General features: G+C 67.4%; 23 protein-coding genes and 3 pseudogenes. 15 read left to right on the forward strand and 11 right to left on the reverse strand.

Annotation, left to right across the window (positions count from 1 at the left end):
* Positions 1-142 precede the first annotated feature (142 nt).
* Positions 143-1,567 carry an aspartate ammonia-lyase gene (gene aspA / locus ACQF4J_RS05750; RefSeq protein ID WP_427164853.1) on the reverse strand — a complete coding sequence of 475 codons (1,425 nt, stop codon included), beginning with the start codon at positions 1,565-1,567 and terminating at the stop codon, positions 143-145.
* Positions 1,568-1,780: 213 nt separating this feature from the next.
* On the opposite strand from aspA, the gene ACQF4J_RS05755 reads away from it, so the two are divergent.
* Genes ACQF4J_RS05755 through ACQF4J_RS05765 form a run of 3 tightly spaced genes read left to right on the forward strand, consistent with a single transcriptional unit; the run spans position 1,781 to position 4,497 of the window.
* A complete protein-coding gene (locus tag ACQF4J_RS05755) occupies positions 1,781-3,067 on the forward strand; it encodes a dicarboxylate/amino acid:cation symporter (RefSeq protein WP_351579920.1) in 1,287 nt (428 codons plus the stop codon).
* Positions 3,064-3,786 carry an aspartate/glutamate racemase family protein gene (locus tag ACQF4J_RS05760; protein ID WP_351579923.1) on the forward strand — a complete coding sequence of 241 codons (723 nt, stop codon included), beginning with the start codon at positions 3,064-3,066 and terminating at the stop codon, positions 3,784-3,786. Before ACQF4J_RS05755 ends, ACQF4J_RS05760 begins: the two co-directional genes overlap by 4 nt.
* Before the next feature lie 39 nt (positions 3,787-3,825).
* Positions 3,826-4,497, forward strand: coding sequence for a GntR family transcriptional regulator (locus ACQF4J_RS05765; protein ID WP_351579926.1), 672 nt, complete (start codon positions 3,826-3,828; stop codon positions 4,495-4,497).
* Between the two features lie 370 nt (positions 4,498-4,867).
* Here the strand turns inward: ACQF4J_RS05765 and ACQF4J_RS05770 are convergent, their stop codons facing one another.
* Together ACQF4J_RS05770 and ACQF4J_RS05775 are read right to left on the reverse strand one after the other, a co-directional pair.
* Positions 4,868-6,121, reverse strand: a complete 1,254-nt coding sequence (locus ACQF4J_RS05770) for an IS701 family transposase (RefSeq protein WP_351806977.1) — start codon at positions 6,119-6,121, stop codon at positions 4,868-4,870.
* A gap of 62 nt (positions 6,122-6,183) precedes the next feature.
* Positions 6,184-6,991 (reverse strand): annotated as a pseudogene (locus tag ACQF4J_RS05775) (IS5 family transposase).
* A gap of 593 nt (positions 6,992-7,584) precedes the next feature.
* Here ACQF4J_RS05775 and ACQF4J_RS05780 point away from each other — a divergent pair.
* The 6 genes from ACQF4J_RS05780 to ACQF4J_RS05805 all read left to right on the forward strand — a co-directional run bounded on the left by ACQF4J_RS05780 (position 7,585) and on the right by ACQF4J_RS05805 (position 11,860).
* Complete coding sequence (locus tag ACQF4J_RS05780) at positions 7,585-8,178, forward strand: TetR/AcrR family transcriptional regulator (RefSeq protein ID WP_351579929.1); 594 nt, start codon at positions 7,585-7,587, stop codon at positions 8,176-8,178.
* A gap of 88 nt (positions 8,179-8,266) precedes the next feature.
* Positions 8,267-8,956: a type 1 glutamine amidotransferase domain-containing protein gene (locus ACQF4J_RS05785; protein WP_351579932.1), complete on the forward strand. Its 690-nt coding sequence runs from the start codon at positions 8,267-8,269 to the stop codon at positions 8,954-8,956.
* Complete coding sequence (locus ACQF4J_RS05790) at positions 8,953-9,258, forward strand: DUF1330 domain-containing protein (RefSeq protein WP_427164857.1); 306 nt, start codon at positions 8,953-8,955, stop codon at positions 9,256-9,258. The genes ACQF4J_RS05785 and ACQF4J_RS05790 overlap by 4 nt, the downstream gene beginning before the upstream one ends.
* A gap of 525 nt (positions 9,259-9,783) precedes the next feature.
* A complete protein-coding gene (locus ACQF4J_RS05795) occupies positions 9,784-10,980 on the forward strand; it encodes a YbfB/YjiJ family MFS transporter (RefSeq protein ID WP_427164859.1) in 1,197 nt (398 codons plus the stop codon).
* A 104-nt stretch (positions 10,981-11,084) separates the two neighbouring features.
* Positions 11,085-11,543 carry a GlcG/HbpS family heme-binding protein gene (locus ACQF4J_RS05800; RefSeq protein ID WP_427164861.1) on the forward strand — a complete coding sequence of 153 codons (459 nt, stop codon included), beginning with the start codon at positions 11,085-11,087 and terminating at the stop codon, positions 11,541-11,543.
* 143 nt (positions 11,544-11,686) lie between these two features.
* Entirely contained in the window at positions 11,687-11,860 is a 174-nt protein-coding gene (locus tag ACQF4J_RS05805; RefSeq protein ID WP_427164863.1) for an SDR family NAD(P)-dependent oxidoreductase, read from the forward strand.
* On the opposite strand, the gene ACQF4J_RS05810 is transcribed toward ACQF4J_RS05805, so the two are convergent.
* The 3 genes and pseudogenes from ACQF4J_RS05810 to ACQF4J_RS05820 all read right to left on the reverse strand — a co-directional run.
* The gene (locus ACQF4J_RS05810; RefSeq protein WP_427164865.1) at positions 11,842-12,111 is read right to left on the reverse strand and encodes a dihydrofolate reductase family protein; all 270 of its coding nucleotides are present in this window, start codon (positions 12,109-12,111) and stop codon (positions 11,842-11,844) included. The genes ACQF4J_RS05805 and ACQF4J_RS05810 overlap by 19 nt on opposite strands.
* Positions 12,112-12,210: 99 nt before the next feature.
* Entirely contained in the window at positions 12,211-13,371 is a 1,161-nt protein-coding gene (locus tag ACQF4J_RS05815; protein WP_427164867.1) for an IS30 family transposase, read from the reverse strand.
* Positions 13,372-13,423: 52 nt separating this feature from the next.
* Positions 13,424-13,966 (reverse strand): annotated as a pseudogene (locus ACQF4J_RS05820) (transposase); the annotation flags it as partial.
* A 120-nt stretch (positions 13,967-14,086) separates the two neighbouring features.
* Here ACQF4J_RS05820 and ACQF4J_RS05825 point away from each other — a divergent pair.
* A protein-coding gene (locus ACQF4J_RS05825; protein ID WP_427168570.1) for an IS5 family transposase occupies positions 14,087-14,892 on the forward strand; the annotation gives its coding sequence in 2 pieces (ribosomal slippage) (positions 14,087-14,420 and positions 14,420-14,892; 807 coding nt in all).
* 42 nt (positions 14,893-14,934) lie between these two features.
* Here the strand turns inward: ACQF4J_RS05825 and ACQF4J_RS05830 are convergent.
* The 3 genes and pseudogenes from ACQF4J_RS05830 to ACQF4J_RS05840 all read right to left on the reverse strand — a co-directional run.
* Positions 14,935-15,462, reverse strand: a complete 528-nt coding sequence (locus ACQF4J_RS05830) for a hypothetical protein (RefSeq protein WP_427164869.1) — start codon at positions 15,460-15,462, stop codon at positions 14,935-14,937.
* Entirely contained in the window at positions 15,462-16,358 is an 897-nt protein-coding gene (locus ACQF4J_RS05835; protein ID WP_351574957.1) for a hypothetical protein, read from the reverse strand. The genes ACQF4J_RS05830 and ACQF4J_RS05835 overlap by 1 nt, the downstream gene beginning before the upstream one ends.
* Positions 16,359-16,717: 359 nt before the next feature.
* Positions 16,718-16,903: pseudogene (locus ACQF4J_RS05840) on the reverse strand (flavoprotein); the annotation flags it as partial.
* A gap of 65 nt (positions 16,904-16,968) precedes the next feature.
* Here ACQF4J_RS05840 and ACQF4J_RS05845 point away from each other — a divergent pair.
* The 4 genes from ACQF4J_RS05845 (at position 16,969) to ACQF4J_RS05860 (ending at position 20,196) form a co-directional block, all read left to right on the forward strand.
* Complete coding sequence (locus ACQF4J_RS05845; RefSeq protein WP_427164871.1) at positions 16,969-17,343, forward strand: acyl carrier protein; 375 nt, start codon at positions 16,969-16,971, stop codon at positions 17,341-17,343.
* Between the two features lie 81 nt (positions 17,344-17,424).
* Positions 17,425-18,147, forward strand: coding sequence for a hypothetical protein (locus ACQF4J_RS05850; protein ID WP_427164873.1), 723 nt, complete (start codon positions 17,425-17,427; stop codon positions 18,145-18,147).
* 433 nt (positions 18,148-18,580) lie between these two features.
* Positions 18,581-19,465 (forward strand): ArsR family transcriptional regulator, encoded by an 885-nt coding sequence (locus ACQF4J_RS05855; protein WP_351574966.1) that lies wholly within the window; start codon positions 18,581-18,583, stop codon positions 19,463-19,465.
* Positions 19,466-19,818: 353 nt separating this feature from the next.
* The gene (locus ACQF4J_RS05860; RefSeq protein WP_351574969.1) at positions 19,819-20,196 is read left to right on the forward strand and encodes a hypothetical protein; all 378 of its coding nucleotides are present in this window, start codon (positions 19,819-19,821) and stop codon (positions 20,194-20,196) included.
* Positions 20,197-20,363: 167 nt separating this feature from the next.
* Here ACQF4J_RS05860 and ACQF4J_RS05865 read toward each other — a convergent pair whose 3' ends face one another.
* Both ACQF4J_RS05865 and ACQF4J_RS05870 read right to left on the reverse strand, forming a co-directional pair.
* Positions 20,364-21,314 carry a hypothetical protein gene (locus ACQF4J_RS05865; RefSeq protein ID WP_427164876.1) on the reverse strand — a complete coding sequence of 317 codons (951 nt, stop codon included), beginning with the start codon at positions 21,312-21,314 and terminating at the stop codon, positions 20,364-20,366.
* Positions 21,315-21,502: 188 nt separating this feature from the next.
* Complete coding sequence (locus tag ACQF4J_RS05870) at positions 21,503-22,957, reverse strand: amino acid permease (protein WP_351804417.1); 1,455 nt, start codon at positions 22,955-22,957, stop codon at positions 21,503-21,505.
* Between the two features lie 503 nt (positions 22,958-23,460).
* Between ACQF4J_RS05870 and ACQF4J_RS05875 the strand changes: the two genes are divergently transcribed.
* On the forward strand, positions 23,461-23,964 hold the full coding sequence (locus tag ACQF4J_RS05875) for a transposase (RefSeq protein WP_427164878.1): 504 nt from the start codon (positions 23,461-23,463) through the stop codon (positions 23,962-23,964).
* Positions 23,965-24,842: the final 878 nt, after the last annotated feature.

Below are 24,842 nucleotides of genomic sequence, written 5' to 3' on the forward strand. Positions count from 1 at the left end.
TGCTGGCCCCTTTTGTGTGGCGCCGCCTCGCTGGCTGCGGTCTGGGTGGCTGTTCGGAAACGCGTTGGTCTGCGTTCAGGCGGCTCGGAAGCGAATCTGGAAGCCGGTCCGCTCGTGGGGCCCGCTCACAACGGACGCATGGTTACGGAGTGGCTGGGGCTGTCGGCTGGGCGAAGGGCTGTGTGAGGTTTTCGGGGCGGAGGATCTTCTGCAGTTGTTCGGGGGTCAGCAGGCCGGCTTCGGCAGCTAGATCTTTGATGGTGCGGCCGGTGGTCAGCGCCTGGCGGGCGAGTGTCGTGCTGGCTGCGTAGCCGATGTGTGGTGCCAGTGCCGTGACCAGCCCGATTGACCGGTAGACGCTGTTGCGTAGGTGGTCTTGGTTGGCGGTGATACCGGGGATGCAGCGGGTGGCGAGGGTGTCGCAGGCAGCGCGCAGGTGTGTGAGGGAGCGCAGCAGGCTGTAGGCGATGACGGGTTCGAATGCGTTGAGCTGGAGTTGGCCGGCTTCGGCGGCCATGGTGACGGTCAGGTCGTTGCCGATGACCGAGAAGGCGACCTGGTTGACGACTTCGGGTATGACCGGGTTGACCTTGCCGGGCATGATGCTGGAACCGGCCTGTACCGGCGGCAGGTTGATCTCGCCGAGCCCGGCGGTCGGGCCGGATGACGTGAGGCGCAGGTCGTTGCAGGTCTTGGAGAGTTTGACGGCGACGCGCTTGAGGACGCCGGAGAGCTGGACGAAGGCTCCGCAGTCCTGGGTGGCCTCGATGAAGTCGCCTGCGGGTTGGACGGCCTCGCCGCTGATCTCGGCGAGGTGGGTGCAGGCGAGTTCGGCGTAGCCGGGGTGGCCGTTGATGCCGGTGCCGATGGCGGTACCGCCGAGGTTGCATTCCAGCAGCAGGGCGGCCGCTTCGGTCAGACGCTGGCAGTCTTCCTCGCTCATGACGGCGTAGGTGGTGAATTCCTGGCCGAGAGTCATGGGTACGGCGTCCTGGAGTTGGGTGCGGCCCATCTTGAGCACGTCGGCGAACTCCGCCGCCTTCGCGCTGAAGGAGGCGGCCAGGGTCTGCAGGGAGTCACCGAGCCGGCGCAGTGAGGTGACCAGGGCAAGACGGACGGCTGTGGGGTAGACGTCGTTGGTGCTCTGGCCGAGGTTGACGTGGTCGAGAGGGTGGATCACCTCGTAGAAGCCGCGGGGGTAGCCGAGGATTTCCAGCGCTCGGTTGGCGATGACCTCGTTGGCATTCATGTTTGTCGAGGTGCCCGCCCCGCCCTGGACGGGGTCGACCACGAACTGGTCGGTGAATCGGCCGGCTCGGATCTCCTGGCATGCGGTGGTGATCGCCTCGGCTATGTCCGGCGGAAGCAGGCCGAGATCGCGGTTGGCGCTCGCGGCGGCCTGCTTGACCGCCGCAAGGGAGGCAACCAGTTCCGGGAACTGGGCGATCGTCGATCCGGTGATCGCGAAGTTTTCCACGGCCCGCACTGTGTGCACTCCGTAGTAGGCGTCGGCCGGCACCTCTTTGTCTCCCACCAGGTCGTGCTCGATGCGTGTGGCCTGCGTCATTTCCTGCTCCTGTCTCGCCCTCTCGGTGTGCGTCGGGTGCCTGTGCTGGACCTCTTGACAGACCGCCGCCCTGGGACCAGTCTTACCGCCCAACACGCAGAGCGCAATATATCGCATGTCTTAGGAGCGAAAATGATCACTTCGCGTAAGCCCGCCGCTAACACGAGTAGCCCGAGATCCGGGCCCTCAGCTGTCCTTCGGCGGTGTCTGCGGATGCCTATCGGTGTGCAGTCGATCGTCGCTGTCGGAGTCGGCGCCCTGGTCGGCACTCTCGCGCCGAGCGCCGGCGAGCAGATGAAGGTCCTCGGGGACGTGTTCCTGAACCTGGTGCAGGTCGTGGTCCTGCCGCTGGTCTTCCCGCTCATCGTGCTGGGTATCGCCCGCATGGAGTCGGTCAAGAAGGTCGGCCGGATCGCAGGCAAGGCGATCCTCTACTTCGAGCTCGTCACCACCGTGATCCTGCTGATCGCGGTCGGCCTGGCCAAGTTCACGGGTATCGGCAAGGGCGCTCCCGTCCGGGGGGCCGACGCCAAGGACCTGGACGGACTGAGCCAGGGCATCGACTTCCACGAGCTGATCCTGCACGCCGTACCGAAGAACATCTTCGCTGCGTTCGGCGAGGGCAACCTGCTCGGCGCGATCACCTTCGCTCTGCTCGTGGGTGTGGCCATGGCCGCCATCGGGGAGAAGTCGGCCCCCTTCGCCTCCCTACTGGAGTCCGTCGCCGCTGTGATGTTCAAGGTCGTCGGCTACGTCATCCGCGTAGCCCCGCTCGGCGTGCTCGGTTTCATCTCCTACGACGTCGCCCACTACGGCTTCGGCAACCTGCGCAGCCTGCTGGGCTTCATCGCGGTCGTCTACGCGGGCCTGGCCATCGTCATCGGCATGCTCTTCCCGCTCATCGCCGCGCTATACCGCATCCGCTACGTCGAACTGCTGAAGTCGATCGCCGGGCTGGCCGGGATCGCCTTCGTCACCCGCAGCTCCGAGTCGGTACTGGCCCCGCTCATGGGCAAGTTGGAGGGATTCGGGATCAGCCGGTCGACCACCTCGTTCGTCGTCCCGCTCGGCTACTCCTTCAACACCGATGGCTCGGTCCTCTACCAGGCAGCCGCCCTGGTCTTCCTCGCCAACGCTTACGGCGCCGACACCTCCCTGCCCACCCTGCTCCTCATGGTCGGCGTGCTGGTGATCCTCTCCAAGGGCATGGCCGGCGTCGCCTCCGCCTCCATCGTCGTCCTCATCGCCGCCGGCAACACCGTAGGACTGCCCGCCCAAGGCATCGCCTTGCTCCTCGGCGTCGACTTCATTGTCGACATGGCCCGCACCGGCGTGAACGTCATCGGCAACTCCCTCGCCGCCGCCGTCGTCGACAGCTCCGAGAAGCGCCGGGAAGCCAAGTACGGCCGTAGCAACCTCGAAGCGTTGCAGGACGAGCACGACACCCCCGCCGGGGTCGCGGACGAGGCTCAGGCACTGCAGAAGGACACCGCACGGTGAACCACCCGACCGCTACGCAGGAGGTAATCGGCATCCTGGGCGGCATGGGACCAGCGGCCACCGCCGACTTCTACGCCAAACTGGTGTCGATGACCCCAGGGCGAAACGACCAGGACCACCTCAAGACGGTCATCTGGTCCGACCCCACCATCCCCGACAGGACCGAGGCACTCCTCGGCAATGGCCCTGACCCGACCCCCTGGCTCCTCAACGGCAGCCGGGTCCTGCGCGAGGCCGGTGCCACCGTCATCGCCATCCCCTGCAACACCGCCCACGCCTTTGTGCCCCGTATCGCCGGCCACGTCGGTCTGCCGATCGTCCACATGATCGGCGAAGTGGCCCATCACCTCACCACCCTGCGACCAGCCGTCCACACAGCCGGACTGCTGGCCACCACCGGCACTGTGCGCGCAGGCCTGTACCAGGAATGGCTCCACCGCTCCGGCATCCGACTCGTCCTACCCGATGCCGACACGCAGCGCGACGAGGTCATGGCCGCCATCCGCGCGGTAAAGGCGGGCGCGCGCGACGAGACGGTGACTGCGCCGCTGGTCCGGGTCGCCCACCAGTTGGCCGAGCATGGAGCGCAGGCGATTATTGCTGGCTGTACCGAGATCCCGCTCGGGCTTCCAAGCGACGCTGTCGATGTCCCTCTCATCGATCCGGCTGTCGTCCTTGCCCGGACGCTGGTTTGCAGGGCTCGCACGCCCGCTAGCTGAGGGGGTGGAGCCGCGCGTCAGCGATGTATCGTACGCAATATGTCACTAGACACTCCCGTCTCGCGCCGCCTTCTCAGTGAGGAAGTCTTCCACCGCCTGCGCGACTCCATCGTGCGGGGGGAACTGGCCCCTGGTGAGAAGGTCAAGGACGGTGACCTCGCCGAGCGCCTCGGCCTTAGCCGCACCCCGGTGCGCGAGGCGCTCACCCGGCTCGCCGATATCGGACTGGTCGAGGCCAAGCCCGGTGTCTACACCCGCATCACCACCCTCAACCGGCGTGACGTCGAAAAGACTCTCGCTGTCTTGCGCTCCCTCGATCAGCTCGCCATCAAGACGGCCGTACCACTCATGACGGAGCAGGACCTCCAGCGAATGCGTGCGGCCAACCGCGACTTCGAACGGGCCGTCACCGCCAACGACACTACGGCGGCACTGTCAGCCGACGACCGCTTCCACGCCGTCCCCATCACGGCCGCGGACAACCCCGTGCTCAGCCGGATCGTCGAGCAGCTCCATCCCCAAATTCACCGCATCCTCTACCGCAAGTTCTCCACCCTGCTCGGTGGTCGCAACACCATCGAACACCACGACAATCTCGTTGCGGTCTGCTCCACCCGCGACGCCGCGGCGGCGGCCGAACTATCCGGACAGCACTGGTCCGAGCTCGGCGGACATATAAACGAGCTCTTCGACACCAACCAGTTCACGTAGACAGCAACCGCTCACAACGGCTAGCACAACCGTTTGGCGCGTCGTGAGCACGTCGGGCTGGACCTCCGCGGCGACGACATCTTCTCCGCAGCCCCGGGTGACATTGGAGGCCCTGCACTCCTCGGCACTGGAACGGACGACGTGCTCGCTACACCGTCCTATCCCTTGGGAAGCGGCCATTCCGTCGGCTCGGCCACGTCCTCAGGGGCGTACAGCACCGACTGGGGCCGCTCCCCGCCAGGAACAGCGAACACCAGCTTGCCCGCGCACACTTAGTACTCCAGTCAGAAATCGTGTCCTGAGCTGCTTCTTCTTCGGTAGTGGCAGCGGCGGGCGATGGCTTGGTGGTGTCTGCGCCAGTGGGACCAGTTCAGCGCGTGCAGTTGTCGGTCCTGGTGGGGTCTGGGGTGGGGCAGGAGAGTGTCCAGTAGGCGCCGGATCTCAGCCACGGTGAGGGGGATGAGGTTGGTGGTGTCGTTTCTGCTGCCCCCTTTGCGGTGGCCACGGCCCGGGCTGCGAGGACAGCGAGGAAGGCATGGGCGAGCATGGCCAGGGTGATGTGGCGATACCAGCCCACGTAGCGTCGGACCTCGTACTCGTCCAGGCCGCACTGGTTCTTCGCGGCCTGGAAGCACTCCTCGATGGCCCAGCGTGAGCCGGCAACGCGGGCCAGTTCACCGACCTCGACACCGGCGGGTGCGTAGGCGAGGTAGTAGGCGAGCTCGCTGGGGTCGGACAGGCTGCGTCGGGCCATCACCCAGCGGTGATGGGTGGGTGGGTCCGGGTCGAAGATGATGTTGGCGGGCAGTTTGGCCGCGGCCCAGTCGTAGACGCGCGGGCCCTTGGCTCCGTCGCCGCAGGAGAGGGTCTGCCAGGCGTCGGCGGGTGCTTCCTCGATGAGCTGGTCGATGCGCCAGAAGCCCGCCAGGGACTTGATCTGCTGGGACTTCGGCACCGCAACGACATAGCCGACATCGAGCTGCTCGAGCAGGCGGCGGAAGGACCAGTCCTGTCCGTAGGCTTCATCGGCAGTCACCCACGCGGCGGGCAGGCCCGCGGCGAGGCAACGCCGGACCAGGCCCTTGGCCAGCTCGCCCTTGGTCGCGAAGGTGCGCTCGTCGGGGACCTTCGCTGCCCGGCACCGCTCTCGATCCTTGGTCCAGGACTTGGGCAGGTAGAGCTCGCGGTCGACGAGGGCTCTGCCATGGCCGGTGGCGTAGGCCGCGAAGACACCAATCTGGCAGTTGTCGATCTTTCCGGACGTGCCGGTGTACTGCCGGGACACCCCGGCCGACGTGGTGCCCTTCTTGATGAACCCGGTGTCATCGATGATCAGCACGCCGTCCGGGCCGAGCTGTTGTCCGACGTACTCGCGCAGGTCGTCTCGAACGGCGTCAGCGTCCCAGCGGGCACCGTTGAGCAGATGCTGCAGCCCAGCAGGGTCACGATGTCCTGCGTACTCGGCCAGTTGCCAGCCGTTCTTGCGGCCCACCGGCGCCAGCAGGCCGCGGACATAGTCCCGCATCCGCCACCGCAGATCCGCACGACCGAACCGGCCCGCCACCCGAGCGAAGACGGACTCCAACTCCCCAGCCCAGCCCTCGACTTCAGTAATCCCCTCCATGACCGGACAACGAGAAGAAGCAGCTCAGGACACGATTTCTGACTGGAGTATTAGACGTCATTTCATTTGGCCAGTCGGCGGTGACATATGAGGGTCGCGGCGATGGCGGTGAAGGCAAGGAAGTGTTCCGGCTTGCGCTCGTAGCGGCGGTGCAGGCGGCGGCAGTCGGACAGCCAGGACACGGTCCGCTCCACCACCCAGCGGTGCCGGCCCAGCCGCCGGGACCACTCGATGCCCCTGCGGGCAAGGCGGTGCAGGATGCCGCGGGAAGCGAGCCATCGCCGCAGGTGGCGGTAGTCGTATCCCTTGTCGCTGTGTAGCTTGGCGGGCCGTCGGCGTCGCGGGCCGCGACGTGAGCGGATGGGTGGGATGCCGCGGACCGGCGGGATGAGTGCTGGCTGTCGTGGAGGTTGGCGGCGGAGATGCCGATCGACAGAGGCAGGCCCTGGCGGTCGACGATGAGGTGGATTTTCGATCCCTTCTTGCCGCGGTCGGTCGGATTCGGTCCCGTCAGCTGCCCCCTTTGAGGGCCCGGACGCTGACCGAGTCGATCGCGCACCGCGACCAGTCCAGCTCACCTCGCGCACCGAGTTCATCCAGGACCAGGCGGTGAAGCTTGGCCCACACCCTGGCCTCGGTCCACTCGGTGAACCGGCGGAAGGCCGTCACACCCGACAGCCCGAAGCCTGGGGGCAGTTGGTTCCAGGTGCAGCCTGAGGTGGCCACGAAGATGATGGCAGCCAGTACCTCGCGGTCCCCTCGCCGCCGGTGCCCTCCCCCTTGAGGGCGGACCGGCGCCGGCGGTACCACCCGCTGGAACAACGTCCACAGGTCTTCCGGCGCCATCCGCTCGACAAGCGCAGCAGTCATCACCCCAGACTGCCGCAAGATCACGCCAACTGAAATAGCGTCTTAGGCGTACAGCTCTCGCCGCACCAGGCGCTGTCGCCGCCTACCTGCTCTCCACGTCGAAGGCTCCGACCCCGCGACCGTCGGAAGGGCCATCACCACTCTGGCTGTCCCCGACCGTCTGCCCGATCTGCCATGGGGGCAACCGGGCCCGCCGGCGTTCAACAACCCGTCGACCGGCTGATCATCTGATCAGGAATCTCCGGCTGGCGGCCAAGGCCGTCCTGACTGCCCCGCCATCCTGACCGGGAGCAGGCCGGGCGATGACCACAGCTGGCAGGCATCGTCCAGCCTGAGGGGTACAACCCAAAGCGCGGCGTCAACTTCGCCCCAACGCGCGAGCAGGACGCGACCACGGCAGGTTCGACCAGGCTGCCCGACCCGGCCCGTCCAGGGCCCCTCAAGCGGGGCGCGACCGCTGCCGATGCCGAAGAGCGCCCCTGGTGTCCGCCTGCTCGTTGGTGCACTCAGACGAGTACGCGGACACCCGTCAGATCGCGCGCCCGGCCGTGGAATTCTAGACGACTGGTCTACTCTGGTGCTACGGTTCTTGCATGCCAGTCGCCACGCGCACCACGGACACCCGTCGGATCATCCTCGATACCGCCCAGCGGATCATGGCCCGCAAGGGTTACTCGGCTGTCGGTATCAATGAGGTGCTCGCGGAGGCCGGCGTACCGAAGGGGTCCTTCTATCACTACTTCGCCTCGAAGGACGCCTTCGGTGAAGCGATCCTGAAGAGCTACTTCGCGGACTACCTCACGGACATGGACGGCATTCTCGCCCGCTCCGGCCAGTCGTCGGCCGAGCGACTGATGGCCTACTGGCAGCAGTGGCGGGAGACGCAGAGCATCGAGGACTGCCAGGGCAAGTGCCTGGCCGTGAAACTCGGCGCCGAGGTCGCGGACTTGTCCGAGTCGATGCGCTTGGCCCTGAAGGAAGGCACGAGCGCCATCGTCGACCGCATCGAGCGGACGATCGCCAGCGGCCTGGAGGACGGCTCTCTCTCGGTCGACGGTGAAGCCCGCGATGTCGCACAGGCCCTGTACGACATGTGGCTCGGCGCCAGCGTCATGGCCAAGATCCACCGCAGCCTGGCCCCGCTCGACACCGTCACAGCGACAACCCGCAGGCTTCTGCACCTGTAGAAGGCCCGTGCCTCATGCCCGGTCCGGTCATGGGGAACCCAGTTTCAGCGTTACTAGTAGACTGGTCTAATCACACAAGGAGTGTGTCATGAAGGTTCTGATCGTCCTCACCTCGCACGACGAGCTGGGAAACACCGGCCACAAGACCGGGTTCTGGCTGGAGGAGCTGGCGGCTCCGTACTACCGCTTCAAAGAGGCCGGCTGGGAGATCACCCTCGCCTCCCCGAAGGGCGGACAGCCGCCGCTGGACCCCAAGAGCAACGAACCCGGCTTCCAGACCGACGACACCCGGCGCTTCGAGGCCGACCCCGAGGCGACCAACGCGCTGGCCAACACCGTGCGCCTCGACGCGGTCTCGGCCGGCGACTTCGACACGGTCTTCTACCCCGGCGGACACGGGCCGCTGTGGGACCTGGCCGAGGACACCGTCTCCGCGCGGCTGATCGAAACCACTCTCCGCTCCGGCAAGCCGGTGGGACTCGTGTGCCACGCACCCGGCGTCCTGCGCCACACCGTCAACGAGGACGGCACCCCGCTGGTCTCGGGTAAGAAGGTCACCGGATTCACCAACTCCGAGGAGGAGGCCGTCCAGCTCACCCACGTCGTCCCCTTCCTGGTCGAGGACGAACTCACCAAGCTCGGTGGCCTCTACTCCAAGACCGGCGACTGGCAGCCCTACGTCCTGCAGGACGGTCTGCTGATCACCGGGCAGAACCCGGCGTCCTCGGCTCCCGCAGCCGACGCCCTGATCGAGTTGGTCAACAAGGGCGGCGTGTGAGCGCCTACGTGGTCATGCTCCGCGAGCGCGTGACCAACCCGGCCGAGCTGGCCCTCTACGCCGGCTCGGCCCGGGCGGCACGGGCAGGCCACGAGGTGACACCCCTCGTCGGGTACGGGGCGATCGAAACCCTGGAGGGTGCGCCGTTCGACGGTGTGCTGATCCATCGCTTCCCGAGCGTTGAGGACGCGCGGGCCTGGTACGAGAGCCCGGCCTACCAGGCAGCGCTGCCCCACCGCCGGGCCGGTGCGGACTACCGCGTGTTCATCGTCGAAGGAGTCGACGACACCCAGGCCCGCTGAGACGACAAGGTGTCCGTCTGCACCGCACTCCGACGCAGACGGACACCGTCCGGGCCGCAGGCGCCACACCGGTCAGCGGCGACCTGATCGCCGACGCGAACTCGCCGCCTGGCCGGCCATGACGCAGTCGTCGTCTTCCCCGGCGGCAGCCACGGCACGGGAGCGGACCGGACCACACTCATCGACGGCCGCGGCCCGCAGAAGGCCGCCGACGCAGCCCACTCGGCGCCCGCAACGGCTTCGGTCTGTCAGAAGACCCGAGGCGGGGAGCCCGCGGTCAACGCCGTGCCCCAGATGTCAGACACCCGGCCTTCAACCCTACTGAGCCCACCCGCGGGCCGCGGAGGGTCTGGGCGGCGATGCCGCCGCGGACCTGGCGCCGACGATGCCGCCGCCCGATCCGGCCGCACCGTGCCAGGCACTTCCAGAAAGGCCCCTTCCGTGACTCTCACCCTCGAACAGCCTCCTGCCGAACATCGGGTTCTCGTACCCGCTCCCTGGGCCATCGCGGTCCAGGGAGCCGCAGTGCTGGCCGCCAGCAACGGGGTCGGCCGCTTCGTCTACACCCCGATCCTGCCGTTGATGCACGACCAGGCCGGCCTCTCGGCCACGAGCGGGGCGAACCTGGCGACAGCCAACTACGTCGGCTACCTGGCCGGCGCGCTGGCCGGCAGCTTCGCACCCCGGCTGGTCCGCTCCCGCCTGGTGATGCGTGCCTCGATGATCGTGATGGCTGCCTCTCTCGCTCTGATGCCGCTCACGCAGGACGTCACCCTCTGGTCAGGGCTGCGCCTCATCGCCGGGTTCACCAGCGCGCTCGCCTTCGTCCATGCGGTCGGGGCGCTGTTGTCCGGCTTGCGCCGGTCGGCCCCGCACCTGGTCGGCTGGGGATTCGGTGGTATCGGCGCGGGCATCGTGTTCTCGGGACTGCTGGTCCTGGCCGTTCGCGAGGTGGCGACATGGCGTACGGCGTGGTGGATCGCCGTCGTCCTCACGCTGCTGTTGACCGCAGCCTCATGGAACCTCGCCCCGCCGGCCTCACCGGCGGCGGCCGGCGCGGCGAAGGCCCGCCCCCGTACTCACCGTTGGTTCGCCGCACTGGCGCTGAGCTACACCCTCGAAGGCATCGGCTACATCATCGCGGGCACCTTCCTCGTCGCCTCGATCACCCAGGACGCCCCCGGATGGGTCGGCGCAGGCGCGTGGGTCGTCGTCGGACTGGCCGCGATCCCCGGTTCGGCATTGTGGACGGCCCTGGCCCGGCGGTGGAGCCGCCCCACCCTGCTGGCGGTCGCCCTGCTGCTCCAGGCCGCCGGTATCGCCCTCACCGGGCTGGTTCCCGGCAACATCAGCGCGCTCGTCGCAGCGGCTGCCTTCGGCGGCACGTTCGTGGGCATCACCTCCCTGGCCCTCGCCCTCGGTGAGCACCTCCAAGTGCCGCGAGCCGTCGCACTGCTGACGGCGGGCTACGGAACCGGGCAGATCATCGGCCCCCTGATCTCCCGGCCCCTGCTGGGAACCGGCTACTCGGCACCCCTGCTGCTGGCCAGCACCGTCCTGGCCGCCGCGACGCTGGCGGCCGCGGTGCTCAGGATCCACTATCCGCACCGTGTGGGCCACATGATCGAACCGTCCCACCTGGCACGGAAGTCGTCCGCGTCGCGCCCCCCACACCTTCATGCTCCCTGGCCTCCCCACACCCTCCAGGACCGGAGCAACTGAGGAGAAAAAGCAGCTCTGGCCCCAACGTTCCTGCGGGTGGCGGCCCCAGGAACGTTGGGGTCGGCCACCGCGTGCAACGGCCCACCCCAACGAAAGGCCACACCATGTCCACCATCAGCCTGAATGTCGCGACTCGCCTCGCTGCCGCCGCCCAAAGCGCAGCTGAGGAGATGGGCACCGCGATGAACATCGCGATTGTCGATGCCGGCGGCCACCTGCTGCACTTCACGAGGATGGACGGCGCCTGGCTCGGCTCGATCGACCTGGCACTGAAGAAGGCCAAGACCTCAATACTCTTCCCGAAGCCCAGCGGGGCCCTGGGTGAGATCTCGCAGCCCGGCGGTCGTGTCTACGGTATCGAGCACAGCAACGGCGGTCTGATCTCTTTCGGTGGCGGGGTGCCGATCGTGGACGCGGACGGCCGCATGGTCGGTGCCGTCGGCGTCTCCGGCGGCACCGTCGACCAGGACGTCCACGTTGCCGAAGCCGCCGTCCAGGCGTACGGACCCTTTCACCGTCTGCCGCCGGCCCCCCAGGCAGTCCCGGCGATCGACGCACTGTAAACGGAGAAAAACGGAAAAACTGCCTCGCGTTGCGAATTGGCGACGCTCCGGGCTGGGCAGCATGCCGCCGTCGGCCCGAATGATCTCTGCAGCGGTGAATACCCGACCGCCGCACCCGACCGTGGTGAAGGAAATTTCGCCCCATGTCTGAACTGATCAACGACAGCACGCTTGCCGGCCGGATCGCCCTGGTCACGGGCGCCTCCAGCGGTATCGGTGAAGCCACCGCCAAGCGCCTGGCCGCCCGCGGCGCCAAGGTCGCGCTGCACCACAACCAAGAGGGTGCTGGTCGACCGGCTCAGCGACGGACGCTGTAGCGGATGTGAGTGGCCTCCGGCGTGTCGATCACCCGGATGATCTCCAACTCGATCTGCGACGGCAAGACGTCGAACAGGCGACGGCCATCACCGAGCAGCACCGGGATCTGATGGATCTGCACCTCATCCAGCACCCCGGCCTCAAGCGCCCGTTGCGCCGTGTACGCGCCACGCACCTGCACGTCCTTGTCCCCGGCGGCGGCCTTGGCCTGTGCCATCGCGCTTTCGATCCCGTCAATCACGTAGGTCACCAACGGATAGCCCCAACGGGCGGCGGGACCGGGCGGGCGGTGACTGGGCACGAAGATCGGGAGACCCCCGTGATGGCGGTTTCTATCAGTGGTTGCGAATCACCTGGTCAATGGGCCTGTGAGGCATTCTCGCATGACCTCGGCTGGGGTCCTGTCGCCAAGGACGAGTCGGGGGCGCCGGTTGAGCTGACGCGCGACTTCGCGGAGGTCTCGTGCAGTGTGGACGGACAGGTTGGTGCCCTTGGGAAAGTACTGCCGCAGCAGGCCGTTGGTGTTCTCGTTCGAGCCGCGCTGCCAGGGTGAGTGCGGGTCACAGAAGTAGATCCGAAACCCGGTCAGCGCCTCGATGTCCTCGTGCAGGGTCAGCTCACGGCCCTGATCCCAGGTCAGCGTCCGCCGCAACTGGGGCGGGATGTGCGCGGTCTGCGTGATGAGCGCGCTGCGGACCTGCGGGGCCTTCCAGCCGTGCGGCAGGTGGATCAGGTGCACGTAGCGGGTCGTGCGCTCGACGAGGGTGCCGATCGCGGAGCCCTGGCCGCGACCGATGATCAGGTCCCCTTCCCAATGCCCGGGAGTAGTACGGTCGTTGACCTCGATGGGCCGCTCGTGGATGAGCGTCATGTTCTTGATCTTGTTCAGTGTGGGGACACCACGGCGCTGCTTCTTGCGGCGGGTGCGGCCGGTGCGGAGCTTGGCTTCGCGGCGGCCGAGGAGGCCGGCGAACAGGGCCCGGTAGATCGTCTCCGGACAGGCCCGCATCGCCACGTCATTCGCGTACTCGCGGGCCAGGTAACGCGCGATCTGCTGCGGCGACCACTTTTCGGTGAGCTTCTCGCGCACGAGCGTCCGCAGCGGCTCGCTGCCGCGGATCTTCTCCTCCTTGGGACGGCGGCGCCGCAGCAGGGACTGGTTGTGGGCCCACCAGGGGTGGTAGCTGCCGTCCGGCTTCGCGTTGCGCTTGATCTCGCGGTAGACGGTCTGAAAGCTCTTCCCGATCGACGCGGCGATCTCCTTGACGGTCTGCTTGGCCTGGAGTCCGTCGGCGATGGCGATGCGGTCGTTCTGAGTCAGGAAGCGCGGCGATATCGGGCCGGCGTCGGGGACGATCATGCTTCCAGCTTCGATGAACCAGTTCGAACCGCAGCTGGCGGAGACCCCCACCACCCGAGCCGCCGCCGCACCCTTGTAGCCCTCCCTGAGCAACTCAAAGTACCGCTTCTTCACCGAGCTCGGCATCTTGTTGGGGGCGTACTTCGGCATCCGAACGCTCTCCTTCCGGGGCGTTCGCAATCACCGATAGAAGTCAAGCAGCGTCGAGGGGCCGGCTCTGCCATTCGGTCATGCCCTCGAGGACTTTGTCGGTGATGGTGGAGATGGTCTGGCGGGAGACGTCGGCGCCGTAGACCTCGGCCAGGTGGGCCTGGACCTCGCCGGTGGTCAGGCCCTTCGCGGCCAGTGAGATGACCATCTCGTCGACGCCGGTCAGGCGCTTCTGCCGCTTCTTGACGATCTTCGGTTCGAAGGAACCGTCGCGGTCGCGGGGCACGGTTATCTCCACCGGGCCGACATCGGTCAGGACGGTCTTGGTGCGTTTGCCGTTGCGGGAGTTGCCGCCGTTCTTCCCGGCTGCATCGTGCTTGTCGTATCCGAGGTGGTCGGTGATCTCGCCTTCCAGGGCGGACTCCAGCAGCCGCTTGGTCAGTTGCTGCAGCAGCCCGCCCTCGCCAGTCAGCTGCAGGCCCTCGGCCTGGGCCCGGCCCACCAGCTCGTCGATCAACTGGTCGTCCACGGCCTTCCCCGACGCAGCCTTCGTGGGCCGCACGGTCTCGGACTCGGACACGTTCTCACTGGTCATCGATGCATCTTCCATGATCGGGAGTTACACCGAACGTCTTACAACGGCTAACACAATGAGGTGGATCGGCGCTGATGGCCGTGGCTAGCAGGGCAGTTGAGCGTTCGGTCTGTCGTGGGGATGTCGCCGTGGATCGTGCCGGATGAGCTGTGGGACCGCTTGGAGCCGTTGCTGCCGCGGCGTGAGCGCCGCTTTCGATATCCGGGCCGCAAGCCGTTGCCGGACCGGGAGGTGCTGTGCGGGATCCTCTACGTGCTGCACACCGGCATCCAGTGGGAGTACCTGCCCCAGGAGCTTGGCTTCGGCTCGGGCATGACGTGCTGGAGACGCCTTCGGGACTGGAAGGAGGCCGGTGTGTGGCAGCGACTGCACGAGGTGCTGCTGGCTGAGCTGAACGCAGCGGCAAAGCTGGACTGGTCCCGCTGTGTGGTCGACTCCTCCCACGTCAGGGCGTTAAAAGGGGGAGCCACACGGGCCCGTCGCCGGTCGACCGGGGTCGGGCCGGCTCGAAGCATCACCTGATCACCGACGGACACGGCACCCCACTCGCGGTCCTGTTGGCCGGCGGCAACCGCAACGACGTCACCCAGCTCCTGCCCTTGCTCGATGCGATCCCGCCAGTCCGCGGCCGAGTGGGCCGTCCGCGCCGCAAGCCCGACTCACTGTTCGCCGACCGCGGCTACGACCACGACATCTACCGCGATCAGGTCCGCGAGCGCGGCATCGTGCCGGCCATCGCCCGCCGTGGCACCCGACACGGCACCGGGCTGGGTACTTACCGCTGGGTGATCGAGCGGAGCTTCGCGTGGCTGCACGGCTTTCGACGCCTGCGGATCAGGTGGGAACGACGGGCGGACATACACGAAGCGTTCCTCAAACTCGCCTGCTGCCTGATCGCTTACCGGCAACTCGGCTCATTGTGTTAGGCGTTGTTACAGTCCCCTTTTCCCTGGGCGCTCGCCGTCTCGTTACTGCTGTTTGGGCGGGTGAGGGTCCCATCCCACCGCGAAGGACCACGTGACCTTCGATTCCGCGGTGAATATCAGTGAGCTTTGTGGGTGATTCTTGCTCATGTGGATCTCGTTCATCGTGGGCAGCACCTTTCCCTTTTCGCACTGGAGAGGAAAGGAGATGCCGGTTGGCTTCACCTGCACGGTGAGCCGTCCTGGCCCCTGGCAATTGATCGCGATGGCGAGAGTTTTCTCAGCCTTGATACCGCCTGGAAGCGAGTAGGCGACATTCCCTTTGAGGGCGGTATCGGCGGTCAGGGGTGTAATGCCGTCCGAGGTGATCTTCGGAGGCTTTTTGACCGATGGCGCGTAAGGATCCGGACTCGGAGACGCGCCAGGTGTCGTGTTGGCCAGTGAGGCACTGGCAGTACGGCCTGCGCGGCTTGCTGAGGGGCTGTCATCGTGGTTGGCGCCACAGCCAACTACGGCCAGTGTAACGGCGATGACGCAGCCGGCCAGGCCGGCGGATCGCTCCATGGTCACCATCAGGCTTTCGTCTCCCAGATGTACCAGCCGATGTAGTGGGGCGTGTAGCTCGTGACGGTGCTCTTCGCGGACGTCTGGCAGTTGCTGTAGATGACGTAGCTCGTCCCCTTGTTCCGCAGTCGGTACACACCGTATTTGCCGTGGGTGACCTTGCCGGGAGGAGTGTCCACCGATATGGAGTTGCCCAGTTTGGCTGTGAGTGATGCGGACAGGCTCACGTCGTACTTGCCTTCGATCTTGACGATCATCACCGAGACGCTGGTGGACAGCGATCCGCTGAGCGAGACGCCGATGGTGCCTGACGTTTCCGCGGTGAAGGTCGTCCGGGCGGGGCGGCTGCCCTTGTTGGTGTTGCCCTGGGGTGCGCCGACCCCGTAGTGGTGGTCTGCCCCCTTGTAGTTGGGCGTATAGACGCTGTGGGGATCGCAGTACTCGCTGCCTGGGTGGTTGCCGGGGCCGCTGTCCCCGCTGCCCGGGATGTCAGGCTCCACATCCACCTGATCCGCAGGCACGTCCACGAGGCCCGTGTCAGCCGGATCGGTCTCCTGCGGCGGTTCCGCATGAATCGTGACACTGGTGTCCGTGGGCACGTCGTCGGCAACTGCCACGCCGCCCCCCATTCCCAGTGCAACCAGCAGTGCCGCAGTGGTCGTGGCTGCAGCACGCTTCGCACCAAGATGCATGTCCATCCCTTCACTGCCCCTCCCCCCGTGGGAGCTGACATGGTCAGAACATTCACCACGGCCGATCACCAGGTCAAGGCAATACATGCGAATTGAGCGAAGCCTGAGCTTGATAGTGACCGGCAGGAAAAGAGAAGACCGGGTATTGGCAAAACGACAGACAGGCAGCGCGATTTGACAGAAGTCCAGCTGACGCGGCGCGGTGTTGGGCATGCTGAGCGCCGTTCCCGTCCTGGCAGCCCCCGCTGGTCGACACCCTCCGCAACGGGCCCTCAACGTCCGTCTGGCGGCCCACCCAAGGCCCTGCGCAGAGAGCCGGCTGGGATGGACCACTACCGCCCGCCAGCAGCCCCGACACGGCCACCGCCCCGGAACCTGAGCGGTCCTGGCCCGCAACGCCATGGGAAACCGCCTACAGCTGAGGAGGGGTGTGTGCGCCCGCTCCCGTCCTGCGCTCGAGCGCGGAGGCCCCGCCGACGCGCAACCGGCAGCCGGCGCCCTCCGATCCCCCGAGGCGCGCCGCCGTCCCCGCCCGCCCTTCCCTTCTTTTCTTCTTATCTGGGAGTGGCGCGGAGGGGATGTCGGCCTGCCGGCGCTTGGAGGCGTTCGCCGACCCGCAGGCGCAGCTCGGCGAGGAAGGACAGGTCGGGGCGGAAACCGGTCAGCACGATCACCTCGTCGACCGGATCCAGGCGGCGGCCGTCCTCGCCGGCGAGGATCAGGCGGCCGTCGTCGGCCCGCTCAATCATCCGGAACCCCCGGCACTGCGCCAGCAGGTGGCACCCGCGACGGGCCCGCGCGGGAGGCCGGCGCAGCACCCGCCGTGGACGGAGCAGAGCTGTTCCTGGCCGAGGTCGCCGCCATCCTGCGTGTCGACTCCGCACACCTCGACCCGGACCGGGATCTGACCAGCCAGGGCCTCGACTCGCTGATGGCGGCCCAGCTCCGGCAGGAGGCGCAACGCTCACACGGGGTGCTGCTGCCGATCGGCAAGATCCTCAGCCGGGCGACGCTCAGCGAGCTGACGGACCAGCTGAACACCGCGAAGCAACCAGGTGATCCCAGGTCGTGGCAGACGCCTCGCCGACGGGTGCGACCACGGCCGTTTCTCCGGGCCGGAAGACGGACGAGACCTCGGCCGCGGAGCGACCGAACACCGCTACAACCAACACGGAATCCGACGAGTCTCCTCCCATAACGGGTGGAGGCGCAGATGGATGAGCGTAAGTCCTTATCGAGGGGCGTCCGGGACGAGTACCTCGCTCCCTCCGGGTGGGACGTGCCGGTGTTCCTCGTCGCCATCGTGGTGTGGTTCGCATTTGGGCCGTTCGGATCACTGTGGCTCTTTCTTCTCGGCTGTGCGATGGCGCTGACCGCAGCGAACGGTGTCTCCAGACTGCTGGTACGCCGTTGGCGCCGGACCCATCGCGGGGCCGTCCGAACTCCGCCGCCCGGCGGCCACGTGGCGGCACTGCTGCGGATCGATCCGCAGTCGTGGCTGCTGGCCCCTCGCTGGGCCAAAGCCCGCACGGCTGCGGCGGTCTTCCTGCTGTTCGCCATCCTTTCCGCAGTCCTGAGATGGAATGCCGGCCACGAGTACGAGCTGCTGGCGAACCTCCGGCACCACGGCCGGCAAACCGACGCGATCATCGTCAAGATCAGCAACCGGTCGGAGGAGGGCTCGATCATCGGCGTGACCGTACGCTTCGACGCATCGACCGGCCCCGTGCAGACCGATGTCGACATCCCGGGCAGCTCGACGACCGACCCGAAACCGGGAACGTACATACCCGTCGTGTTCAACCCGGAACACCCCACCCAGGTACGCCACACCGCCTACCTCGACGGCCGCGACGCCGACGGGATCCGCACGGGCTCGATCGTGAGCGGGCTGCTCGCGGCGGGCTTTCTGGTGGCCACCGTCAGCGTGGTGGTGCGGACCGCGCGGCAGCCGGAGACCGCCACCGCCACGATGCCGGACACCTCTTCCCCCGGGACGTGAACGGCCCGACGCGACGGCCGGTTGCCCGTTCATGTAGATCGGCAGGAACCCGTACTCGACGGATTCGCCGGCGTACCCACAGACACAGCCTCGTCCGGCCGTGGCGCGCCGCCCGCGGATCCCCGGGGCGCGTATGCCCTGGCCGTCACCGACGGTCGCCGTGCCCCAGGGGAGGCAGGTGGCGATCGTGGTGCACCACATCCTTCGCCCGCGAACCCGTGGTGCCGAAAGCAGCCGGGCGTCGTCCCACAGATGCATCAGCGCAACAGCACCCGCGTGCCACCACCATGGCGCGCCCGACCAGGTGCTGCCGTGTACGACCGGAGGGGGAACCGTGCTTCGTATCCACTTTGACAGCGCCGATCTCGGAAGACTGCGTCTGGCCACACAGCCGGACGTCATGTGGGAAACGGCTCTGAGCCTGCATCAGCTCGTGAGCCCGGACCCGTTCTTCGCCCCGTGGCGGCGTATCGCCTGCCAGGCACTGGCCAAGGCCAGGCTCGATCAGGACGTCCGGCTGCTCACCGCGATGGTGCCGATCAGCTCCTACTTTCCCGACTTCCTGACGCCGCCGGGACACACCACCGTGGTCGAGGTGGGGATCGACGTGGTTCTGTCCACGTGCAGGCGCCGGCTGCGGACCGAGATCGACCAACTCGTGCAGAATCGGCCCCGGCCGTCGTCCCAGCTCGATGCCATCGGCGCAGGCATCCCACCCGCGCTGCGCGGGCTCGGCGCGGCGCTGCGCCGTTACCACGCCGTCGCACTGGCACCGTACGCTCCCAGTGCGCTGGCATGCACCGTCCGGGACACGTGCCGCCGGAGCGAACTGCTGCTGAATCAGGGCAGCGAGGCCATGCTCAACAGCCTCGAACCCGGACTGCGATGGCACCCTCCGGTCCTGGAGGTCAGCTATCCGATCGACCGCGACCTCCATCTCGCCGGGCGCGGTCTGTGCCTGATCCCCAGCTTCTTCTGCCACAACCACCCGATCGCCTTCGCCGACCCCGAACTGCCACCCGTCCTCATCTACCCGGTCGCCCGCTCACCGCTGTGGATCCCGCGGCCGCCGCGGATCGGAGCGGGCGGCCATGGACTGGAAGAGCTGATCGGACCGACTCGTGCGGCCGCGCTGTATCTCCTCGACACCGGTCACAGCACCACCGCGCTCGCCACGGGACTCGGTGTCTCGGCGTCCGCGGCCAGCCGTCATGCCGCCGCGCTGCGCCGGGCCGGTCTGGTCGCCACCGAGCGGCTTGGCTCGTCCGTCCTGCACACCCGCACCCGGCTGGGAACCGCGTTGGTACACGGCGCCTGAGCCGCACACGATCCGCTACGGCGCAACGCCTTTGCTCATACGCGCAATAGGTACATCTGAGCGAGGAGCTTCCTTAGCATTTTTCTTGGCAGGGTCGCTTCATCCGCACGCGGACGTGGCAGCCCTCCGGAAGTGCGCATCACCGGACGCTCCTGATGTCACTTCTCGCCGAGAGCGTGCGTGACACCAAGCACATACTCCGCACGCTGCTCACCTCGCATTTCGTCCGACCAAGAACGGGGAGTAACCACATGCACGATTCGTTCACGCCTCAGGCCCGGAGGGCCTGGAGTGCCCGCACATGGGCAGGTCTCACCGCTCTGTTCGCAGCCTTCGCCGCTGCCGTGGCCTTCATGGCACCGACAGCGTCAGCGAGCGAATCGCTGGAGTCAGATCTCATCACCGCCAGCACCAGCTACGGCTACGCCGGAGCGACGTTCGACTGGACCGGCCCCGGCCAGGCATCGAACATCGACCTGCTGGTATCGGACTGGGGTTGCGACGCCAACCCGGTCTACGCGTACTTCGTCGTGACCCGGACCAACAACGAGACCTGGAGTACGTCCACCAAGCGGTGGGACTACAGCGGGTGCGACACCGGTGACTACACGAGTTACAACAATCTCTCCCTGTCCGACGGCTACAACATCGCCTACCTGCAAGTAGTGATCTGCGTCAGGAACGGCGGCTGCCACACGGGCGGGAAGTCTGGGCGGAACCCGTATGCCTGATCTTCCAACCGGGATCTGAAAGAGCGCGGACGGCTTCCCCCTTTGCTCCGTATGGGAAGCCGTCCGCGCTCCTGCTTTTCCGGACCGGTGAGCAGCGCAATGACACGTCGGCGCAGCCGAGCGCCCGTCCGGACGGTCGAGAAGCGCACTCCGACCTGCAGATGGTGTCACCGGCTGGCTTCGGCACGACTTTGCGCCCGTTGGAACGCGCTCAGCGGGTCTCCTTCGAACTGCCAGGGCCAGCTGGTGACCGCACCGCCGATGGCCCGAAAGACGGGACGGGCCTCACGAGGGCGATCGGCAGACGTCAGCGCGTAGGCGAGCGTATTGAGGTCGGCAAGCGCAGCTGCATGGCTGAGGAACGAGGGCTGTGTCCAGTGTCGCGAGGCGTGGTCGAGCGCGGCTGTGACATGGATATCCTTCCAGTAGTTGCGTGCCATGAGACCCTCCACTCCTCCGCGGGCTCGGATCGATTGATAGTGCAGCACTTGGGAGGTGAGCTCCGTCGCCGCGCAGGGCGCGTTCACGGGCATACGCGACCGGAGGGAGTCGACGAACTCCAGTACCTGCAGTCGCGAACCGGCCTCGTCCGGACTCAGGTAGCGCATCATGCTCAGATATGCCTCGCGGTTCCACCGGTCGCGTAGCAGTATCTCGTTCCAGACGTAGAAGGTGTCTGCTGTGCGGTAGCGCTCCAGGCGGGATACCGTCAGCAGGACGATCCACGGGGTGGGGTCCAGCGGGGCAAGATCCGCAGCGCGCAGGCAGTTCGTCCTCGCTCTGGAGACGCCTTCCGAGTTCCCCGTTGCACGCGCGCGGAAGAGCTCGGACCATGCGTGCAGAACCAGGGCGGTGGCGTTGTCCGGCTGCTGCTCAGCCCACTTCGAGGGTACCGGTGTATCCGCCAGGAAGTGCGCCAGGACCCCCAGATGGAAGGTGTGACGGTCCCAGTCCCGGCCCTTCAGGAAGTCGGCGATCTGCGACACGCGCAGATCCGTGCTCGCGATCGCGCCCGACCGCATCGTGGTGCGCAGCGACTTGAGAAGCTTCCCAAGGTGCACGTCGTCAAGTTCCAGCATGATGCGGGAGGCCTTGCGGCGAGTCGACAGGAATGACATGCAGGGCAACCTAGGAGAGTTGGGGCTCGGGCAGGACCTGCTCGGTGATCATCACGTGATGGGCAGGGATCGGTCCCGGGGGCAGTTCTGCATCAGCGGTCCCACCCATCCGGGCGGCGGCGGTGCTGGGGAGCGCACCACCGCCGCCGGTCGAGGCCGGGCGGCCGTTGGGCAGGACCCCGGCGGCTCTAGGAGGGGATGGCCTCGTTCTTGCGAGCTTTCCGCGCCAGCCGTTCGCGGAGCAGTGCGAAGGCCACCACACCGGCGGCCACCAGGGTGGACAGGACCACCTGGTCGCGTCCGCCGCCCTTGGCGGTGTCGGTGAGCATGTAGCCCAGCACGAAGGTGATCAGTGCGATGGTGATCCAGGTCAGGTAGGGGTAGAGCCACATCCTGACGACCAGTTTCTCTGGCGACTCCCGCTGGATGATCTTCCGCATGCGCAGCTGGGAGAAGCAGATCACCAGCCAGACGAACAGGGCGATCGCACCGGAGGAGTTGAGCAGGAACTGGAAGACGGTGTCCGGCCAGAGGTAGTTGAAGGCGACGGCGACGAAGCCGAAGACGACCGAGGCCAGGATGGCTGTCTGCGGCACTCCCCGTCCGGTGGTGCGGGCGAAGGCGGCCGGGGCGTCGCTGCGCCGGCCGAGGGAGAACGCCATGCGGGAGGCGGTGTAGAGGCCGGAGTTGAGGCAGGACAGCACGGAGGTGAGCACGATGGCGTTCATGATCTCGCCGGCGTGGGGGATGCCGATGGAGTCGAGCGCGGCGACGTAGCTGCCGTCCTTGAGGATGGCCGGGTCGTCCCAGCGCAGCAGCGACACCACGATCAGGATCGAGCCGAGGTAGAACACCGCGATCCGCCAGATCACGCTGTTGGTGGCCTTGGTGACCGCGCCCTGCGGGTCCTGGGACTCGCCTGCCGCGAGGGTGACGATCTCGCTGCCCATGAAGGAGAAGACCACCATCAGGATGCCGGTGAGGATCGCCCCGGGTCCGTGGGGCAGGAACCCGCCGTGCGCGGTCAGGTTGGAAAAGCCCGAGGCCGGGTGGTCGGAGCCGGGCAGCAGGCCGAAGATCGCGAGGGCGCCGATCACGATGAACGCGGCGATGGCGACGACCTTGATGCCGGCGAACCAGAATTCGAACTCGCCGTAGGAGCCTACGGAGGCGAGGTTGGTGGCGGTGAGGACCACCATGACGATCAGGGCCCAGCCCCATTGCGGGACCGCGGGGATCCAGCCGGCCAGGATCTTGGCTCCGGCGGTCGCCTCGACGGCGAGCACCACGACCCAGAAGAACCAGTACAGCCAGCCGATGGTGAGTCCGGCCCAGCGGCCCAGCGCGCGGTCCGCGTAGGCGGAGAACGATCCGGAGGTGGGGTTGGCCGCGGCCATCTCGCCGAGCATCCGCATGACGAGGACCACGAGGGCCCCCACGAGCAGGTAGGAGATCAGGATGCCGGGGCCGGCGGCGGCGATACCGGAACCGGAGCCGACGAACAGGCCGGCGCCGATGACACCGCCGATCGCGATCATCGACAGGTGGCGGTTCTTCAGGCCGGCTTGCAGGCCGGATCCTTGCGAGGCGCTGTCGGTGGTGGTCACCGGATCGGGAGCGGAAACAGGGGGGCGTGTGGTCATCTCGACTTCCAGGGACAGGTGGGGACGAGGGAAGGCGCCGGCGGGGTCGGGCGGGGTGGCCGCGCGGATTTCCCAGGGCAGGACATGCGAGGGTGCCAGGTCAGAGGGCGAGTGGCGGATCATGGTCGCGCAGCGGACATGGTGAATCGACCTCCGGGCCGGTGCCTGTGGGACCGATCACCCCGGCGGTGCCCAGGAAAATAGTTCAGGATGATCGAAAAACACAAGGGGTCCGAGCGCCCATCCCTCGCCTCCGCATGACGTTCCCCAGCGGGATCCACGCTTCGCGCACGCCCGGCCGCGCCGCAACGACAGGTCTCCCCGATCCCCCGCGGAGACACGAAGTCCCTGTTCAGGGGCATAACCAAGGACCTGCCGGACCAACCCTCGCACCCCGCCTGCGGCCCGGCCGAGTCGAGGTCTTGGTTAACTGTTGGTCTTGCTCTCATTTCTGCCACGAGGTGCGCATCCAGGTCCCGGCGTCGTGCAGCCAGTTGAGGACCGTGCCGTACGACCCCCCGCTCGCCGGACGCGACGAGTTCATCGACTGTGGCGCCGGGCTGGGCCCCAACGCGGAGCCGACCGCCGGGGGATTGACTCGCAGTCCGTCAAGGCGGACGCCGTCGTCGGCTCCGACAGCCGCGGGCTTCGACGGCGGCAAGCTGATCAACGGGCGCAAGCGACGCGTCCTGGTTGACACCCTCGGTCTGCTGCTGGACGTGATGCTCACCGCAGCGGACACCGGCGACCGCTCCGCCGCCCAGGTCCTGCTGGAACAAGTGACCGACGCGCGCCATCAGTTGGAGCTGGTCTGGGCCGACGGCGGCTACACCGGCAGCCTCGCCGAGTACTGCCTGGCCGCGCTCGCCCTGGTCCTGGCGATCGTCAAACGCAGCGACGACATACGCGGCTACGTGGTCCTGCCCAAGCGATGGATCCTCGAGCGCCTCTTCGCCCACCTCATGCGCACCCGCCGCCTGGCCCGGCCACACCCCGTGCGAGCGTGAACCGGCCCGGTTGCCGCTCGGTCAACCGGCCGCGCGCGACCAGGCGCTTCGCCTTCCACCGTGATACGCAGCAGTCGGCTGGTGACGGCGCTCAGCAGCAGGCCTGCGGTGACCAGCGCGGCTCCTCCCATGGGGAAGCCTTCTTGGGCGCCGCGATAGGGCCGACGCGGTACTCACCGGGCAACAGCGCGGCCGAAGTCACACCACAATGGCGGTAACTACTGCCTGTGGAGCGGCAGTTGGGCGCCCCTCGGTGTCAGTGGGTCCTGGCATGCGCTCGCCGGCACCCACGCCGCAAGCCATCACCGCGGAACGCTCGAGGGAGGGACGCATCATGGATGCAGCACTTCAGGCCCTATTCACCGCAGTCGCCATCGGCCTGGGCACCGCCGCCTGCAACCCCCTGTCCGCATCTCCCCAGCCAGCGAAGCCTTCAGCGCTCGCCCGCAGCCGCGCCGCCCGGCGGCCTGCACCAGCATCAGGCTGGGCAGGTCCGGGACGACAGCGCCGGACATGGCCCGCCCAGCTGCACCCAGGAAGCGGCCCCCGCCAACGCCCCCGCCGGCCCTAGCCGCACGGCACCGCGCCGCCCGCTCCTCCTGCTGAACCGGTCGCCACCGGGCTGCCCGACACCGAGCAGCCCCTCCCGCCGCAGAACACGCGCCCCGGGAACGCCGCCACCCCCGCACACCGTGCCTCCCCTGCGGCCGCGCACACCACAAACCCGGCGATCACACCGGAAAATCCCTGCTCAGGCACCCCGCGGCCTGCTCTCGCAGCGCCGTCACCGCTCTCACCCCAACCACGGTCACCCAAACGGTGCGTTGAACAACGCGCAGAGCGTATGAGCACACCCTCCACCCGCCCACGGCCCAGCG

Origin of the sequence: Streptomyces sp. C1-1 (genome assembly GCF_050214755.1) — a bacterium.
Taxonomy (GTDB): Bacteria; Actinomycetota; Actinomycetes; order Streptomycetales; family Streptomycetaceae; genus Streptomyces.